The organism is Sphingomonas jejuensis (assembly GCF_011927695.1).
In the GTDB taxonomy this organism is placed as follows: Bacteria; Pseudomonadota; Alphaproteobacteria; order Sphingomonadales; family Sphingomonadaceae; genus Sphingomonas_K; species Sphingomonas_K jejuensis.
Genome location: NZ_JAATJE010000002.1, coordinates 68288 through 81805, shown reverse-complemented (window position 1 = coordinate 81805; position 13518 = coordinate 68288). Strand labels below are relative to the sequence as shown.

General features: G+C 68.4%; 15 protein-coding genes. 9 read left to right on the top strand and 6 right to left on the bottom strand.

What is annotated here, in order from left to right; all coding sequences use genetic code 11:
- Positions 1-24 precede the first annotated feature (24 nt).
- Positions 25-2133, top strand: a complete 2109-nt coding sequence (ligA, locus tag GGR88_RS09820; protein ID WP_167954548.1) for an NAD-dependent DNA ligase LigA — start codon at positions 25-27, stop codon at positions 2131-2133.
- On the opposite strand, the gene GGR88_RS09815 is transcribed toward ligA, so the two are convergent.
- From GGR88_RS09815 to GGR88_RS09805, 3 genes are read right to left on the bottom strand one after another with little or no spacing between them, the layout of a single operon-like run.
- A complete protein-coding gene (locus GGR88_RS09815) occupies positions 2130-2831 on the bottom strand; it encodes a DUF2459 domain-containing protein (protein ID WP_342449773.1) in 702 nt (233 codons plus the stop codon). The two genes, ligA and GGR88_RS09815, sit on opposite strands and share 4 nt — an antisense overlap.
- A gap of 15 nt (positions 2832-2846) precedes the next feature.
- Positions 2847-3812, bottom strand: coding sequence for a 50S ribosomal protein L11 methyltransferase (locus GGR88_RS09810; RefSeq protein WP_167954547.1), 966 nt, complete (start codon positions 3810-3812; stop codon positions 2847-2849).
- Positions 3802-4494 (bottom strand): SDR family NAD(P)-dependent oxidoreductase, encoded by a 693-nt coding sequence (locus GGR88_RS09805; RefSeq protein ID WP_167954546.1) that lies wholly within the window; start codon positions 4492-4494, stop codon positions 3802-3804. Before GGR88_RS09805 ends, GGR88_RS09810 begins: the two co-directional genes overlap by 11 nt.
- A gap of 285 nt (positions 4495-4779) precedes the next feature.
- Here GGR88_RS09805 and GGR88_RS09800 point away from each other — a divergent pair, with 285 nt between their 5' ends.
- The 3 genes from GGR88_RS09800 to GGR88_RS09790 all read left to right on the top strand — a co-directional run bounded on the left by GGR88_RS09800 (position 4780) and on the right by GGR88_RS09790 (position 6746).
- The gene (locus GGR88_RS09800) at positions 4780-5130 is read left to right on the top strand and encodes a hypothetical protein (RefSeq protein ID WP_167954545.1); all 351 of its coding nucleotides are present in this window, start codon (positions 4780-4782) and stop codon (positions 5128-5130) included.
- Positions 5131-5636: 506 nt separating this feature from the next.
- Positions 5637-6224 carry a PEPxxWA-CTERM sorting domain-containing protein gene (locus tag GGR88_RS09795; RefSeq protein WP_167954544.1) on the top strand — a complete coding sequence of 196 codons (588 nt, stop codon included), beginning with the start codon at positions 5637-5639 and terminating at the stop codon, positions 6222-6224.
- 111 nt (positions 6225-6335) lie between these two features.
- The gene (locus tag GGR88_RS09790; RefSeq protein ID WP_167954543.1) at positions 6336-6746 is read left to right on the top strand and encodes a hypothetical protein; all 411 of its coding nucleotides are present in this window, start codon (positions 6336-6338) and stop codon (positions 6744-6746) included.
- Here GGR88_RS09790 and GGR88_RS09785 read toward each other — a convergent pair.
- Complete coding sequence (locus GGR88_RS09785; protein ID WP_167954542.1) at positions 6725-8074, bottom strand: methyl-accepting chemotaxis protein; 1350 nt, start codon at positions 8072-8074, stop codon at positions 6725-6727. The genes GGR88_RS09790 and GGR88_RS09785 overlap by 22 nt on opposite strands.
- Before the next feature lie 158 nt (positions 8075-8232).
- On the opposite strand from GGR88_RS09785, the gene sdhC reads away from it, so the two are divergent.
- The 3 genes from sdhC to sdhA are packed head-to-tail and all read left to right on the top strand — an operon-like array spanning position 8233 to position 10828.
- Complete coding sequence (gene sdhC / locus GGR88_RS09780; RefSeq protein ID WP_167954541.1) at positions 8233-8652, top strand: succinate dehydrogenase, cytochrome b556 subunit; 420 nt, start codon at positions 8233-8235, stop codon at positions 8650-8652.
- Positions 8649-9038 carry a succinate dehydrogenase, hydrophobic membrane anchor protein gene (gene sdhD, locus GGR88_RS09775; RefSeq protein WP_167954540.1) on the top strand — a complete coding sequence of 130 codons (390 nt, stop codon included), beginning with the start codon at positions 8649-8651 and terminating at the stop codon, positions 9036-9038. The genes sdhC and sdhD overlap by 4 nt, the downstream gene beginning before the upstream one ends.
- Positions 9038-10828, top strand: a complete 1791-nt coding sequence (gene sdhA / locus GGR88_RS09770; RefSeq protein ID WP_167954539.1) for a succinate dehydrogenase flavoprotein subunit — start codon at positions 9038-9040, stop codon at positions 10826-10828. The genes sdhD and sdhA overlap by 1 nt, the downstream gene beginning before the upstream one ends.
- Positions 10829-10849: 21 nt before the next feature.
- Here sdhA and GGR88_RS09765 read toward each other — a convergent pair whose 3' ends face one another.
- Together GGR88_RS09765 and GGR88_RS09760 are read right to left on the bottom strand one after the other, a co-directional pair.
- Positions 10850-11017: a hypothetical protein gene (locus GGR88_RS09765; protein WP_167954538.1), complete on the bottom strand. Its 168-nt coding sequence runs from the start codon at positions 11015-11017 to the stop codon at positions 10850-10852.
- Between the two features lie 96 nt (positions 11018-11113).
- Entirely contained in the window at positions 11114-12166 is a 1053-nt protein-coding gene (locus GGR88_RS09760; protein ID WP_167954537.1) for a glycosyltransferase, read from the bottom strand.
- Positions 12167-12263: 97 nt separating this feature from the next.
- Here GGR88_RS09760 and GGR88_RS09755 point away from each other — a divergent pair, with 97 nt between their 5' ends.
- Both GGR88_RS09755 and GGR88_RS15525 read left to right on the top strand, forming a co-directional pair.
- The gene (locus GGR88_RS09755) at positions 12264-13049 is read left to right on the top strand and encodes a succinate dehydrogenase iron-sulfur subunit (protein WP_167954536.1); all 786 of its coding nucleotides are present in this window, start codon (positions 12264-12266) and stop codon (positions 13047-13049) included.
- Between the two features lie 5 nt (positions 13050-13054).
- Positions 13055-13504 (top strand): acyl-CoA thioesterase domain-containing protein, encoded by a 450-nt coding sequence (locus GGR88_RS15525; protein ID WP_167954535.1) that lies wholly within the window; start codon positions 13055-13057, stop codon positions 13502-13504.
- The last annotated feature ends 14 nt before the right edge of the window (positions 13505-13518 follow it).

The following is a 13518-nucleotide window of genomic DNA, read 5'->3' as shown; positions in this document are numbered from 1 at the left end:
GCCGCGCCATCCTAGGCCCGCCGCATGGCCGCCGATCAGACACCCGCCGCCCGCCTCCGCTGGCTTTCCGCGGAGATCGCGCGCCATGACGCGCTCTATCACGGGGAGGACGCGCCCGAGATCAGCGACGCGGACTATGATGCCCTGGTGCGGGAGCTGCGCGCGATCGAGGCCGAACATCCCAAATTGACGGCCGAGGACAGCCCATCCCGCCGGGTCGGCAGCGCGCCTGCCCGGGGTTTGCCGAAGGTACAGCATGCCCGCGCGATGCTGAGCCTCGACAACGCCTTTGCGGACGAGGACGTGGGCGAGTTCGTGGCGCGCGCACGCCGCTGGCTGAAGCTGGCGGAGGACGAGCCCGTAGCGCTCACGGCCGAGCCGAAGATCGACGGGCTGTCGCTTTCGCTTCGCTATGAGGAGCGCCGGCTGGTGCTCACCGCGACCCGGGGGGACGGAACCACGGGCGAAGACGTGACGGCAAACGCGCTTACCATCGGCGACATCCCGCAGGTGCTCCCGGCTGAGGCACCCGCGCTTTTCGAGGTGAGGGGCGAGGTCTACATGGCCAAGGCCGACTTCCTGGCGTTGAACGAACGTCTCCTGTCCGAGGCCGGCGACGGTGTCGCGCGCCAGTTTGCCAATCCGCGCAACGCGGCCGCCGGTTCGTTGCGCCAGAAGGACGCTGGCGTGACCGCATCGCGACCGTTGCGGTTCCTCGCACATGGCTGGGGAGAGGTGGCAGGCCTGCCGGGCGACACGCAATCCGCGGTGATGGCGGCGATCGAGCGTTGGGGAATTCCGGTATCCGACCTGCTCCAGCGCTGCGACACGGTAGCGGAGGCAATCGCCCATTACCGTCGGATCCAGGTGGAGCGAGCGGCACTCCCCTTCGACATCGACGGCGTGGTCTACAAGGTCGACCGGCTGGACTGGCAGGAGCGACTGGGCTTTGCCGCGCGCGCGCCCCGCTGGGGCCTTGCCCACAAGTTTCCGGCGGAGCGGGCGGAGACGGTGGTCGATGCGATCGACATCCAAGTCGGTCGGACGGGAAAACTGACCCCCGTCGCACGGTTGCAGCCGGTCGGGGTGGGCGGCGTGACGGTGACCAACGCCACGCTCCACAATGCCGACGAGATTGCACGGCTGGGTGTCCGCGTGGGCGACCGGGTCGCGATCCAGCGTGCGGGAGATGTGATCCCGCAGGTGCTGGAGGTGCTGTCGCGCGAAGAGGCGCGGCGACCCTTCGTCTTCCCCACCCACTGCCCCGAGTGCGGATCGGAGGCCGTGCGTGAGCCGGAAGAGGTGGACTGGCGCTGCTCGGGTGGCCTTGTCTGCCCTGCGCAGGTGGTGGAGCGGCTGCGCCACTTCGCCAGCCGCCACGCGCTCGACATCGAAGGGCTCGGCGCCAAGCAGGTGGAGGATTTCCACCGCGACGGATTGATCGCGACGCCGGCCGACATCTTCCGGCTGGACCGGGACCGGCTGACCGCACGCAAGAAGAGCGGCGGGGTCTGGGCCGACAATCTGCTGCGCGGCATCGATGCGCGCCGCGCGCCGCCGCTCGACCGTTTCCTGTTCGCGCTCGGCATCCGCCATGTTGGCGAGGTGACGGCGCGCGATCTGGCGAGGCGTTGGACGAGCTGGGCCGCGTTCCATGCCGCCGTGATGGCGGCAGTGGCGAGGCGGGAGGCGCTGCTTGGCGAGGCAGGGGAGGGCGACGATCGGCTGCTCGCCAAGGCGGCCGCGGAGCTCGCAGCCATGCTGGAGACGCCGGGCGTCGGACCGGAGGTCGCGCTCGCGTTGATCGACTTCTTTGCCGAACCCCACAACCAGCAGGCGGTGGCCGAGCTGTTGCGCGAGGTGTCTCCCGCCAATGTTGTGCATGAAGTGCGGGCGTCGCGGGTGACGGGGAAGACGGTGGTGTTCACCGGCACGCTGGAAACCCTGTCGCGCGACGAGGCCAAGGCGCAGGCGGAAGCGCTGGGCGCAAAGGTGGCGGCGTCGGTGTCGGCGAAGACCGATCTGGTGGTGGCCGGACCCGGGGCCGGGTCCAAGCTCAAGAAAGCCGCCGACCTGGGGATCGAGGTGACGGACGAGGCCGGCTGGGCCGCGATCGTGGCGGCGGCGGGTTAGTCCGACAGTGCCGCAACGGGCGGGAGCCGCCACCGGCGCGGCGGTGCCGCCTGCGCCATCACGCTCCAGCTGAACGGCGTCCAGCGCCCGCTCGGCAGGCCGGCGCCGCGCAGGACCTGGCCGACCCAGCTGTTGCAGGTGGTGACGGCGGAGTAATCGCCCACCGCCTCGTAAAAGACATCCGTCGGCCCGTAGCCGGGGATGGCGCCGCCTGCGCCGGGGCGGAAGCGGGCACGGATCGCGTCGGCGATCGCCCGGTACTCGGCAGGGCTGACGCGAACCACGTGGCGCCAGGGCTCAGGCGTAAGGCCGGAAAGATGGTCGACATGGACCAGCGTGCGGTCGCTGCCGACCGCTGCCGCCAGGATCGTCCCGGGCGTGACGTCGGCCCAGGTGGGCGTTTCCAGATAGAAGCGCCGTTCTCCCCAGCCGAAGGCGAGGTAGCGGCCGGCCCGGCGGGGATCGGGCAGGTCGACCGGGCGGACCAGCGGGCGCCAGTCGATGCCGTTCCCGACGGCCGGCAGGACGATGCCGGTATGGATGCCGTTGGTTTCGATGCCGATCGGGATGCCGCCCGGCGTCTGCGCCCAGTCCGAATTGGCGGGAAGTGCGCCGCCGACCAGCCCCGCGACGCCGTAGCCGAGCAGCAGCAGGATGGGGGCCGCAACGACGAGCGCGAGGATGCGGGACGGTGCCACGGCGCCAAGGCTAAGTCAGCCGGCACCGGGTGGCGAGTCCCCGTCCGTGGCCCAGCCGGAGCGATCGCCGGCAGCGGCCGGGCCGGCCGCGACCGGCATGCTGGGCGCCGACAGCCGCAGGATCGACCAGTCGCCCCGTTCCAGCATGTCGGCGGGCGCGCATCCCTGCGCCCGGTAGGCGGCCAGCACCTCGTCGCGCTGGCGGGTGAGAAGCCCGGCGAGCAGGATGGTGCCGCCCGGCGCGGCGATCGCGGTGAGCTCCGCCGCCATCGCGATCAGCGGCCCTGCAAGGATGTTCGCGATCACGAGGTCGAACGGCGCGGCCCCCGTGATCGCCGGATCGCGGGCACCGTCCGCGACGACAAGCGCGAAGCGGTCGGTGGCGAAGCCATTGATCGCCGCGTTCTCGCGCGTCACGTCGATCGCGATCGGATCATTGTCGGTCGCCATCACCAGCGCATCGGGCCACAACGCGGCCGCGGCGAAGGCGAGCAGGCCGGTGCCGGTGCCGACGTCGATCGCGCGGGCGACTGTCGTGCCAGCCATCGCGTCGATGACGGCGAGGCATCCCGACGTGGTTTCATGATGACCGGTCCCGAAGGCTTGGCCCGCATCGATCAGGAAGGCGCGCCCGCCTGGCGGCGCATCGGCGGGGTGCGCGGGCGTGTGGACCACGAACCGCCCGACGCGGAGCGGCTCCAGCCCGGCCTGGCTGAGCGTGACCCAGTCCTCCGCCGGCAGCCGCTCGATCGTGGGCGCGGTGCCCGACGCGCTGGGCACCAGCGCCTGGATCGCGGCGATCGCGGCGGCATCCGGTTCGGCCTCGAAATAGGCATCGAGTCGCCAGCGTTCGGCATCGTCGACGACCTCCTCCAGCGTCGCCAGCACGGGCGGCGGATCGAGCATCACCCCGTCGCCCGCATCGATCGCCTCGGCCTCCGCACGGGTGCAGGGGAGCGACAGCTTCCAGCTATCGGACATAGCTGGCCCCGTTGACGTCGATCGCCGCACCGGTGAGCGACGGCGGCGCATCGAGCGCGAGCCAGCGGATCACCTCCGCCACCTCTTGCGCCGACGCGACCCGGCCGAGCGGGATGTCGGCCAGCAACTTGTCGCCGCCGCGGCTTTCCAGATAATCCTCCGCCATGCCGGTCATGGTGAAGCCGGGGCAGACGGAGAAGGCGAGCACGCCGTCCTTGGCAGCCCCACGCGCGATCGACTTGGTCATGGCGACCATGCCGCCCTTGGACGCGGCATAGTGCCAGTGCGCCGGGCTGTCGCCGCGATATGCTGCGCGGCTCGCCACGTTGACGATCCGCCCGCCGCCGTTCGCCTGGAAGTGGAGCACCGCCAGCCGGCAGAGCTGCGCCGCGGCGGACAGGTTGATGCGCTGCGTGCGATCCCAGCTGTCGAGCCAGGCGTCCTCGCCGTCGTCGATCGGGTTCGCCTCGAACACGCCGGCGTTGTTGACGAGCACGTCGATGCGCCCGCCGAGCGCGTCGAGCGCATCGTTCCACAGCCGGGAGGTGGCGGCGCGATCGGTGAGGTCGGCATCGCGGCTGCCGACCGCGTGGACGTTGGCGCGCGCTGGGGCGGCGGACAGCGCATCGCGCGCGGCGGCACCGATGCCGCGGGTGGCGCCGGTCAGGAGGATGTTGGTCATGGCGCCGCTGTTAGGACGGCGCGCGCCCGGCGGCGAGTCGCCTGGCGCGGAAGTTGATGAAGTTTACGACACGTCCCCATCAACTTCGGCCCTCCCGCGGGGTGGCCGATCGAGGGCGTCGGGCGGGATGAGGAACGTGCGAGCGACATGCGGGATGCGTGTGGCACGAAGCGGGTGCTGTAGGACAGCGGCGGCCCATTGGGGCTGGTTGTGTGGGTACGCCCGTGCCGTTGGTGGGAAGCTGAGGTTGACCTACAATCCGGAACAACAAGCCAGGAGGTGTCGGTGCTCGCCATCATGATGCTTGCCTCGATGGGGCGATGTGCCGCCGCTGATCTATGCCCCACCGATCAGGAATTGATCGCTGCGGTGATGAGCCGTGATGCCGAGTCGGCGAGCGCTGCGTCAGATCAAGCTGCAGCGGCAGGCGAGATCGTGATGGTCCACCCCGAACGCGTGAGGCGGATCACGGACGTGATCTGCAGTGACGCGCTACCAGGCAACGTACCAATGATCACATGCCGCATGACGGTTCGATACTGGAGCACGGAGGCATTTCAGGTGGCGAAGCTGAGACGTGACGGAAACATGTGGAGCATCGCGGAGGCTCTGGCTGTTGTTCGCGATCGACGCTGACAGAGGGGCGCCCAAGCATCGAAATGACCAGTCGTTTGATGAGGGTCAGCATGTGCTCTGAGCACCGCTACGCCACGCGCCGCACATAATCGTCGGCGGCCGCCTTCAGGTCGCTGGACTTCGGATCCACCTCCTGAAGGCCGGTTCCAGCGTGACTGTGGCGTTCCCACAGGCTTCTCGACACAGATATCCGTCGTTGTCTTGGACGAAGAAACTGAGGCCGTCGGCAACGCCTTCGTCTCTTATGACAATCGTGGAACCCCTTGGTCGCAGGGCTGGAGCGGCGGGTGGGCAAGCATTCCGATTTGCTCAGCGATCGAGAGTCTTCAAACAGAAACCAGAAGTCGACGGTGGCGAATGACATCGCCAGCCGGTTCTCCTTTTGAATTTAAAGCAATATCCAAAAGGGGACGAACTCACAATTAACCAAGCTGGAGCGCCGCCAGGGCTTCTGCTAAGGAGCGCGCATCCCGCAGGGGGCGGGGTCAAGTGTTTGGGGGGTTCAGATGCGTAAAATCATCTTTGCTGCGCTTGCGATGCCGGCCATGACTTATGCTGCTGGAGCGCATGCCGCCACCGTGATCGTCGATCAGTCCAACCTGGGCGATGCCACGCGTGAATTCAGCAATTTCTTTTCGCTCGGGCAGTCGTTTACGCCCACAGCTACCAGCATCTCATTCGCCTCGTTCCAGCTTCGAGCGTCGGGTACCGCCGCCATCACCGTGCAGCTGTATGAGGGTGCAGGATTCTCAGGCGCGCTGCTCGGCACGAGCGACGCCGTGACGATCAATACCACCCTGGCAATGACGCAGTTTACCTTTGCTCCGATCACTCTGACGCCGGGCCAGCTCTACACTCTGCGACTTTCGTCCTCTACTGGAACTTTCGCAGCGCGGGCGACCGAAAACCTGTACGCCCGCGGCGACTACTATAACGCGAGCGGTGTTCCTGCGACGGCCTTCATCGATCTGATCTTTTCTGAGGGTTATTCGTCCGCGGTTCCTGAGCCTGCTTCCTGGGCAATGATGATCTCTGGCTTTGGTCTTGTTGGAGCCGCAGTGCGGCGCCGCAAAGTCGCCATGAGCCTCGCCTGACGTTCGCCGCCATTCACGAAGAACGCCGTTCGGCAATGTGAGCCGGCGGCGTTTTTGTGCGAGGTCCGACAACGATCTTGCGAGTGCCCGCCTGACGTGAAGGGGCGCGAGGTGCAGCGACGAAGTCGGATCGTCAGAGCCATCTGGGCGGCGTGCCTGCTGCTGGGTGCGCTCAACCATGCGCGCATCCTGGTGCAGCATGGGCTCGGCTGGGATTATGGCGGCGTTGGCACTGCCAGTGCGATCTACTGGACGAGCCTGACCGTCATCGACCCTGCCGTCGCGGCGCTGCTTTTCCTTCGACCGCGGATCGGGGTTCCGCTGACCGTGCTGCTGATCACCACCAACGTCGTCCACAATGTCGCGGTGACGACGCTGGCCGCTCGCGATGCGGCGCAGCGCATGGAGTGGCTGCTGAGCCCGCAGATCCTGGCGCAGGTCGCCTTCATGCTGTTCGTCATCGCGACGGTCAGGACGGCGCTCCCGATCGGTCGGCCCCCTCAGGCCACCCGTCGCACATAATCGTCGGCGGCCGACTTCAGGTGGCTGAGCTTCGAGTCGACCTTCTGAAAGCCGGTCTCCAGCGCGTCGATCTCGCTCGCCACCGCTTCGGTGTCGGTGCGGATGGAGGCGATGGTGGTGCTCATCGAGTCGGCGGCGAGCGCGGTTTCGTCGACGGCTGCGGTGATCATGGTCACCGTCTGTGCCTGCGTTTCCATCGCCTGGCGGATGCGGGTGGCGGACTGCTGCACCTCGCCCACCGTGTCGCGGATCGAGCCGTTGGCGTCGACGGTGGTGCGGGTCGCGGCCTGGATGGTGGCGATCTTGGCGGCGATGTCGTCCGTCGCCCGTGCGGTCTGGTTGGCGAGGCTCTTCACCTCCTGCGCGACGACCGCGAAGCCGCGGCCGGCATCGCCCGCGCGCGCCGCCTCGATGGTGGCGTTGAGCGCCAGGAGGTTGGTCTGGCCGGCGATGTCGCGGATCAGCGACAGGATCGACTCGATCGACTGGGCGTGGGTGGAGAGCGCCTGCGACATGCCGACGGCTTCCGACGCCTGTGCCGACGCGCGGGTGGCGATGTCGGCGGCGACCTCCACCTCGGCGCGGGCATCGTCAATCGCGCGGATGAGGCCGGCGGCGGTGTGCGCGGCCTCCCGCATGGCGACGGCGGACTGTTCGGCGGCCGCGGCGACCTCCGATGCCTTGCCGAGCATGCCGCGCGCGGCGCTGGAGGCATCGACGGCCTGGCCGCGAAGCGCATTGCCGAGGGTGGAGGTGCTCGACACCTCCGACGCGATCCGATCCTGGAACAGATCGGCATTGCGGGTGCGGTCGGTGCGCGCCTGTGCGGTCTGGTGATCGGCGATGTAGGAGGACATGATCTCCGCCTCCATCGAGGATACGCGCAGCAAGGTGCCGGCCAGCCGCGTCATCCGCGCGGGATCGCCGGACACCTTCTCCGCCAGCACGAAAAGCGCCTCCTCGTGCGCATGGGCGAAGGCGGCGAGAAGCGTTGTCGGCGAGATGTTGCTGGCGAGCGCGTTGCGGGCGTAATCGCGCGCCAGATCGGCCCAGCGCTGGTCGGTGACGTGGCGGTAGCGGCTGCGGACATAATCGACGCCAGACTGGCGAAGCTCGCTGGCCTTGCTCTCGGTGATCTTTCCAGCCGCATCGCTGGATCCCATGAAGTGGGTCCAGAAGCGGTCGGCGATGCGCTGTTCCGCGCCGGCGAACAGGTCCGCGATTTCCAGGCAGCAGGCGACCAGGCTGTGATCGCGATCGAACGCCCTGAGTCGGTCGGCGACCGGCACCTGGATGTCGACGGGCTTGGCGTGATCGTGGAAGGACATCGGCAAAGGCTTCCCGGGGGTGAGGAAATTACCCGCCTGCCTTAGCCCTTTGCACGTAAAGCAGGCGTTAAGCGCACGAGCGTGCCGACGATGGTTGCGTGCGCGCCCGGCCACGCTAAGACGCGGGCCAAGCATTTTATCTCAGAGAGGCTTCCTTCTTGGCCACCTCAGCGCGCACGCGGCCGCTCTCGCCGCATCTTCAGATCTGGAAATGGGGCCCGCACATGCTGGTCTCGATCCTCCACCGTGCGACCGGCAGCGGCATGGCGACGGTGGGCACGGTGGTGCTGGTCTGGTGGCTGATGGCGGCGGCGAGCGGGGCGGAGGCCTATGCGCGCTTCCTGGACGTGTTCACCCTGTCGTCGGGATCGCTGAACATCGTCGGCTACATCCTGCTGGTCGGGCTGACGCTGTCCTTCTTCCAGCACATGCTGTCGGGCGTCCGCCACCTGGTGATGGACGTGGGCGCCAATTTCGAGCTTCGCTCCAACAAGCGGTCGGCGCTGATGACGATGGCGGGGTCGATCCTGCTGACGGCCATCCTGTGGGCCTGGATCCTGCTGGGGCGCGGCGCATGAGGGGCGGTGGCACCAGCATCGGCCGGGTCCGCGGCCTCGGCTCGGCCAAGTCGGGCACCCATCACTGGTGGATGCAGCGGCTGACGGCCGGATCCAACCTGTTCCTCCTCCTGTGGTTCGTGCTGTCGCTGGCGCGGCTGCCGAACCTGGATCACGCCACGGTGATCGCCTGGATCGGATCGCCGCTGGTCGCGGTGGGCATAATCCTGCTGGTCGGATCGGTGTTCTGGCACTTCCGCCTGGGGCTGCAGGTCGTGATCGAGGATTACGAGTCGAACGAGAGCCGGGTGTTCCTGCTCGTGCTGCTCAACTTCTTCACGGTGGGCACTGCCGCGCTCGCCATCTTCGCGATCCTCCGGATCGCTTTTGCAGGAAGCGCCGCCTGATGCCGTCTGCCTACAAGATCGTCGACCATGTCTATGATGCCGTGGTGGTGGGTGCCGGCGGATCGGGCCTGCGCGCGGCGATGGGCATTGCCGAAAGCGGGCTGAAGACCGCCTGCATCACCAAGGTGTTCCCGACGCGCAGCCACACGGTTGCGGCGCAGGGCGGCATCGCCGCGTCGCTCGGCAACATGGGGCCGGACCACTGGACCTGGCACATGTACGACACCGTGAAGGGGTCGGACTGGCTGGGTGACCAGGACGCGATCGAATATCTGTGCCGCGAGGCGCCGGCCGCCGTGTACGAGCTGGAGCATGCCGGCGTGCCGTTCAGCCGCACGGACGAGGGCAAGATCTACCAGCGCCCGTTCGGCGGGATGATGCAGAACATGGGCGAAGGCCCGCCGGCGCAGCGCACCTGCGCCGCGGCCGACCGAACCGGCCATGCGATGCTGCACGCGCTCTACCAGCAGAGCCTGAAGTACGACACGGACTTCTACATCGAGTATTTCGCGCTCGACCTCATCATGGAGGGCGGCGAGTGCAAGGGCGTGATCGCGCTGTGCATGGAGGACGGCTCCATCCACCGCTTCCGGTCGCACGCCACCGTGCTGGCGACCGGCGGCTATGGCCGCTGCTATTTCTCGGCGACGTCGGCGCACACCTGCACCGGCGACGGCAACGCGATGGTGCTGCGCGCCGGCCTGCCGCTGCAGGACATGGAGTTCGTGCAGTTCCATCCGACCGGCATCTACGGCGCGGGCGTGCTCATCACCGAGGGCGCGCGCGGTGAAGGCGGCTATCTGACCAATTCGGAAGGCGAGCGCTTCATGGAGCGCTATGCCCCGTCGGCCAAGGACCTCGCCAGCCGCGACGTCGTGTCGCGGTCGATGGCGATGGAGATCCGCGAGGGTCGCGGCGTCGGCAAGGAAGGCGACCACATCTTCCTGCACCTCGACCATATCGACCCGAAGGTGCTGGCCGAACGGCTGCCCGGCATCACCGAGACCGGCAAGATCTTCGCCGGCGTCGACCTGACCCGCCAGCCGCTGCCCGTCGTGCCCACCGTCCACTACAACATGGGCGGCATCCCGACGAACTATCATGGCGAGGTGGTGACGCTGCGCGGCGGCGACCCCGACAGCGTGGTCCCCGGCCTGTTCGCGGTCGGCGAGGCGGCCTGCGTGTCCGTTCACGGCGCCAACCGGCTCGGCTCCAACTCGCTGATCGACCTGGTCGTGTTCGGCCGCGCGACGGGCAAGCGCATCGCCGCGACCGTGAAGCCCGACATCGCCCATGCGCCGGTGTCCAAGGCATCGGAGGACCAGGCGCTCGGCCGGCTCGACCGCTTCCGCAACGCATCCGGCGGCACCACCACGGCGGCGCTTCGCCTGGACATGCAGAAGACGATGCAGCGCCACTGTGCGGTGTTCCGCACCACCGAGCTGCTGAACGAGGGCAAGTCGCACATGGCCGAGGTCGCGCGCGGCCTGGGCCATGTCGGCATCAAGGACCGCAGCCTGATCTGGAACACGGACCTGGTGGAAACGCTGGAGCTCGACAACCTGATGGGGCAGGCGCTGGTCACGATCGGCTCGGCCGCCAACCGGACGGAAAGCCGCGGCGCGCACATGCACGAGGACTTCCCGGAGCGCGACGATGCCAACTGGATGAAGCATACGGTGGCGTGGCTGGACGGCGGCGACACGGTGCGGCTCGATACCCGTCCGGTGCACGATTACACGCTGACCGACGACATCGACTACATCAAGCCGAAGAAGCGCGTTTACTGAGGCGCCGGCCGGGCGCCCGCCTCAAGGCTTGCGGGGCGGGTGCTCGACCGACAGCAGGCGGATCAGCAGGTCGCGCGATTCCCGGCTTTCGCCCGTTATGGCGAAGCTCGCCCGCAGGTTGCGTCCGACATGGTCGCGGCGCTCCCCGTCCGGATCGGCTTTGCTCCGCGGCTGATCGTCTCGTGACATGCAACGCGACTCTAATTGGACCATTGCGACATTAGCAGCTGAAAATCGCTTGCGCATCACCCACTTGGGCAGTGGATCGATGCTGTGGCGTTTCGGTCACAGCATCCCCATGGCCCAGGCATGGGCCTGAACAGCCGCGGCAACGCCGTGCCGCTCCGCGATCGGGCGGAGCGACGGACGCGGCCCGGCGGCAAGCGTTTCGTCGATCGCCTGCGCGATCAGGCGCGGATCGTCGCGGCGCACCACGGCGCAGCCCGGTGCGCCGTCCAGAAGGTCGCGCGCGGCCGCAAAGCTGTCGGTCGAGACGACCCCGCGATCATGGCCGAGCGCCTCGATGAGGTGCGGCGGCATCGCCTCGCGCGCGGCGGCGAGCAGATAAAGGTCGGCATCGCGCAGGTGGGGCGTCAGATCCGCGCCCGGCACGATCTCGACCCGGTCGGCGATGCCCGCCGCCGCGGCGCGCGCGAGCAGCCGGTCGCGGTCCGGCCCGTCGCCGACGACCGACAACTGCACGTCGCTGGCGGCCGCAGCGACGGCATCGATCAGCAGGTCGAACCGCGCCGCCTTATCGACAACACCGGATGCGACCAGCCGGCGGCGGCCGCCCTTGTGGCGCGGCGGCGGGAGCGAACGTCCGGTCGCGGGCAGGATCGGTTCGGCAACGGCCAGGAAGCGCGATGCCGCGGCCGGGAAGCGCCGGGCGAGCAGGCGGCGGTCGGCATCGGACGGAACCAGCACCCGCACCGCCTCGGCAAACACGCTTGCCTGCAGCCGGGTCGTCAGCGCGCCCTTTGCGTCGAGCGGGCGGTCCACCTTGATGGTCAGCCGCGACGGACGCCCGGCTGCGATGTTGGCGGCGGCGGCCAGCCAGCCGACGCCGTTGCCGGTGGCGATCACATGGTCGAAGCGGTCGCGCTTCAGCCGCTGAACCAGCGCCGGCAGCGCCGACAGGAGTGGACGGCTCCCGCCGCTGCCCGCCTCCACCGCGACCTTGCGGCCGATCGCGCCGGCGGCGGCGCCCGGGTGGACGCCGGCGGGGGCGAGCAGCGTGACTTGCGCCTTGTCGGCCAGGCCGTTGGCGAGTCGGACAGCAACGGCATCGAGCGGATCGGCACCGATCCCCGCGTGGATCATCAGCAGCTTGGGCATCGCCGCCTGCTAGCCCGGACGGCGCGGCATCGCCATAGGTGCTTGCGCGCGAACGGCGAAAGGCATAGCCGGATCGCGAGAGACACCGAGGACGACGATGGCTGAGTTCACGCTCCCGAAGAACAGCAAGATCAACGGCAAGGGCCGGGTCCACAAGGCTCCGGCGGGCGCGAAAAACGTCAAATCGTTCAAGATCTACCGCTACGATCCGGAAAGCGGCGAGAACCCGCGCTACGACCAGTTCGAGGTCGATCTGGACGAATGCGGGCCGATGGTCTTGGACGCGCTCATCAAGATCAAGGGCGAGCAGGATTCGACGCTGACCTTCCGCCGGTCGTGCCGCGAGGGCATCTGCGGCAGCTGTTCCATGAACATGGACGGCCGCAACGGTCTGGCCTGCACCACCGCGATCGAGGATCACAAGGGCGAGATCCGCATCACGCCGCTGCCGCACATGGATGTGGTGAAGGACCTGGTGCCGGACTTCAGCCACTTCTACGCGCAATATGCCTCCATCCAGCCCTGGCTGCAGACGGTGACGCCGCCGCCGTCAGGCAAGGAGCGCCTGCAGTCGCCGCAGGACCGCGCGAAGCTCGACGGGCTTTACGAGTGCATCCTGTGCGCGTGCTGCTCGACGGCCTGCCCCAGCTACTGGTGGAACAGCGACAAGTTCCTGGGCCCGGCGATCCTGCTGCAGGCCTATCGCTGGCTGGCGGACAGCCGCGACGAGATGACCGGCGAGCGACTCGACGAGCTCGAGGATCCGTTCCGCCTTTATCGCTGCCACACGATCATGAACTGCGCGAACGTGTGCCCCAAGGGCCTCAACCCGGCCAAGGCGATCGCCGAGACCAAGAAGCTGATGTTCGAACGCCAGGTCTGACGGCGGTGCCGATCGACCCGGAGGCGCTGCTCGACTTCCGTGACGATCCCGCCGGCGGCGGCTGGTCCGTGGCGGAAGCGCGCGATGCCGACCGCTTCGTCGCGATCTTCGGCGTCATCCGGATGCGGCGCGAGGGCGACGGGCTCGCCCGCGTGCGGTTCGAGACCGGGCCGCGGGTGCGCAACATCTCGGACGGCGTGCACGGCGGCTATACGCTCGCCGTCGTCGACCAGGCCTTGTTCCTCGGCCTGCGCGCGATGGGGATCAGCGACGGCATGGGCGGTGCGACGATCGACGCCAGCTGCCAGTTCTTCGCCGCGCTCAGCAGCGACAAGCCGGTCGACGCGGTGGTGGAGCTGCTGCGCGAGACGCGCCGCCTGATCTTCCTGCGCGGCGTGATCGAACAGGACGGGGTGCGCGGCGCCGCCTTCTCCGGCACCGTCAGGAAAGCCTGAGGAACAAGCGGGGC

Bases quoted from the DNA above. Each gene is read 5' to 3' on its own strand.
- ligA (WP_167954548.1), top strand. From the start codon at position 25: ATGGCCGCCGATCAGACACCCGCCGCCCGCCTCCGCTGGCTTTCCGCG.
- GGR88_RS09810 (WP_167954547.1), bottom strand. From the start codon at position 3,812: ATGTCCGATAGCTGGAAGCTGTCGCTCCCCTGCACCCGTGCGGAGGCC.
- GGR88_RS09805 (WP_167954546.1), bottom strand. From the start codon at position 4,494: ATGACCAACATCCTCCTGACCGGCGCCACCCGCGGCATCGGTGCCGCC.
- GGR88_RS09795 (WP_167954544.1), top strand. From the start codon at position 5,637: ATGCGTAAAATCATCTTTGCTGCGCTTGCGATGCCGGCCATGACTTAT.
- GGR88_RS09785 (WP_167954542.1), bottom strand. From the start codon at position 8,074: ATGTCCTTCCACGATCACGCCAAGCCCGTCGACATCCAGGTGCCGGTC.
- sdhD (WP_167954540.1), top strand. From the start codon at position 8,649: ATGAGGGGCGGTGGCACCAGCATCGGCCGGGTCCGCGGCCTCGGCTCG.
- sdhA (WP_167954539.1), top strand. From the start codon at position 9,038: ATGCCGTCTGCCTACAAGATCGTCGACCATGTCTATGATGCCGTGGTG.
- GGR88_RS09765 (WP_167954538.1), bottom strand. From the start codon at position 11,017: ATGTCACGAGACGATCAGCCGCGGAGCAAAGCCGATCCGGACGGGGAG.
- GGR88_RS09760 (WP_167954537.1), bottom strand. From the start codon at position 12,166: ATGCCCAAGCTGCTGATGATCCACGCGGGGATCGGTGCCGATCCGCTC.
- GGR88_RS09755 (WP_167954536.1), top strand. From the start codon at position 12,264: ATGGCTGAGTTCACGCTCCCGAAGAACAGCAAGATCAACGGCAAGGGC.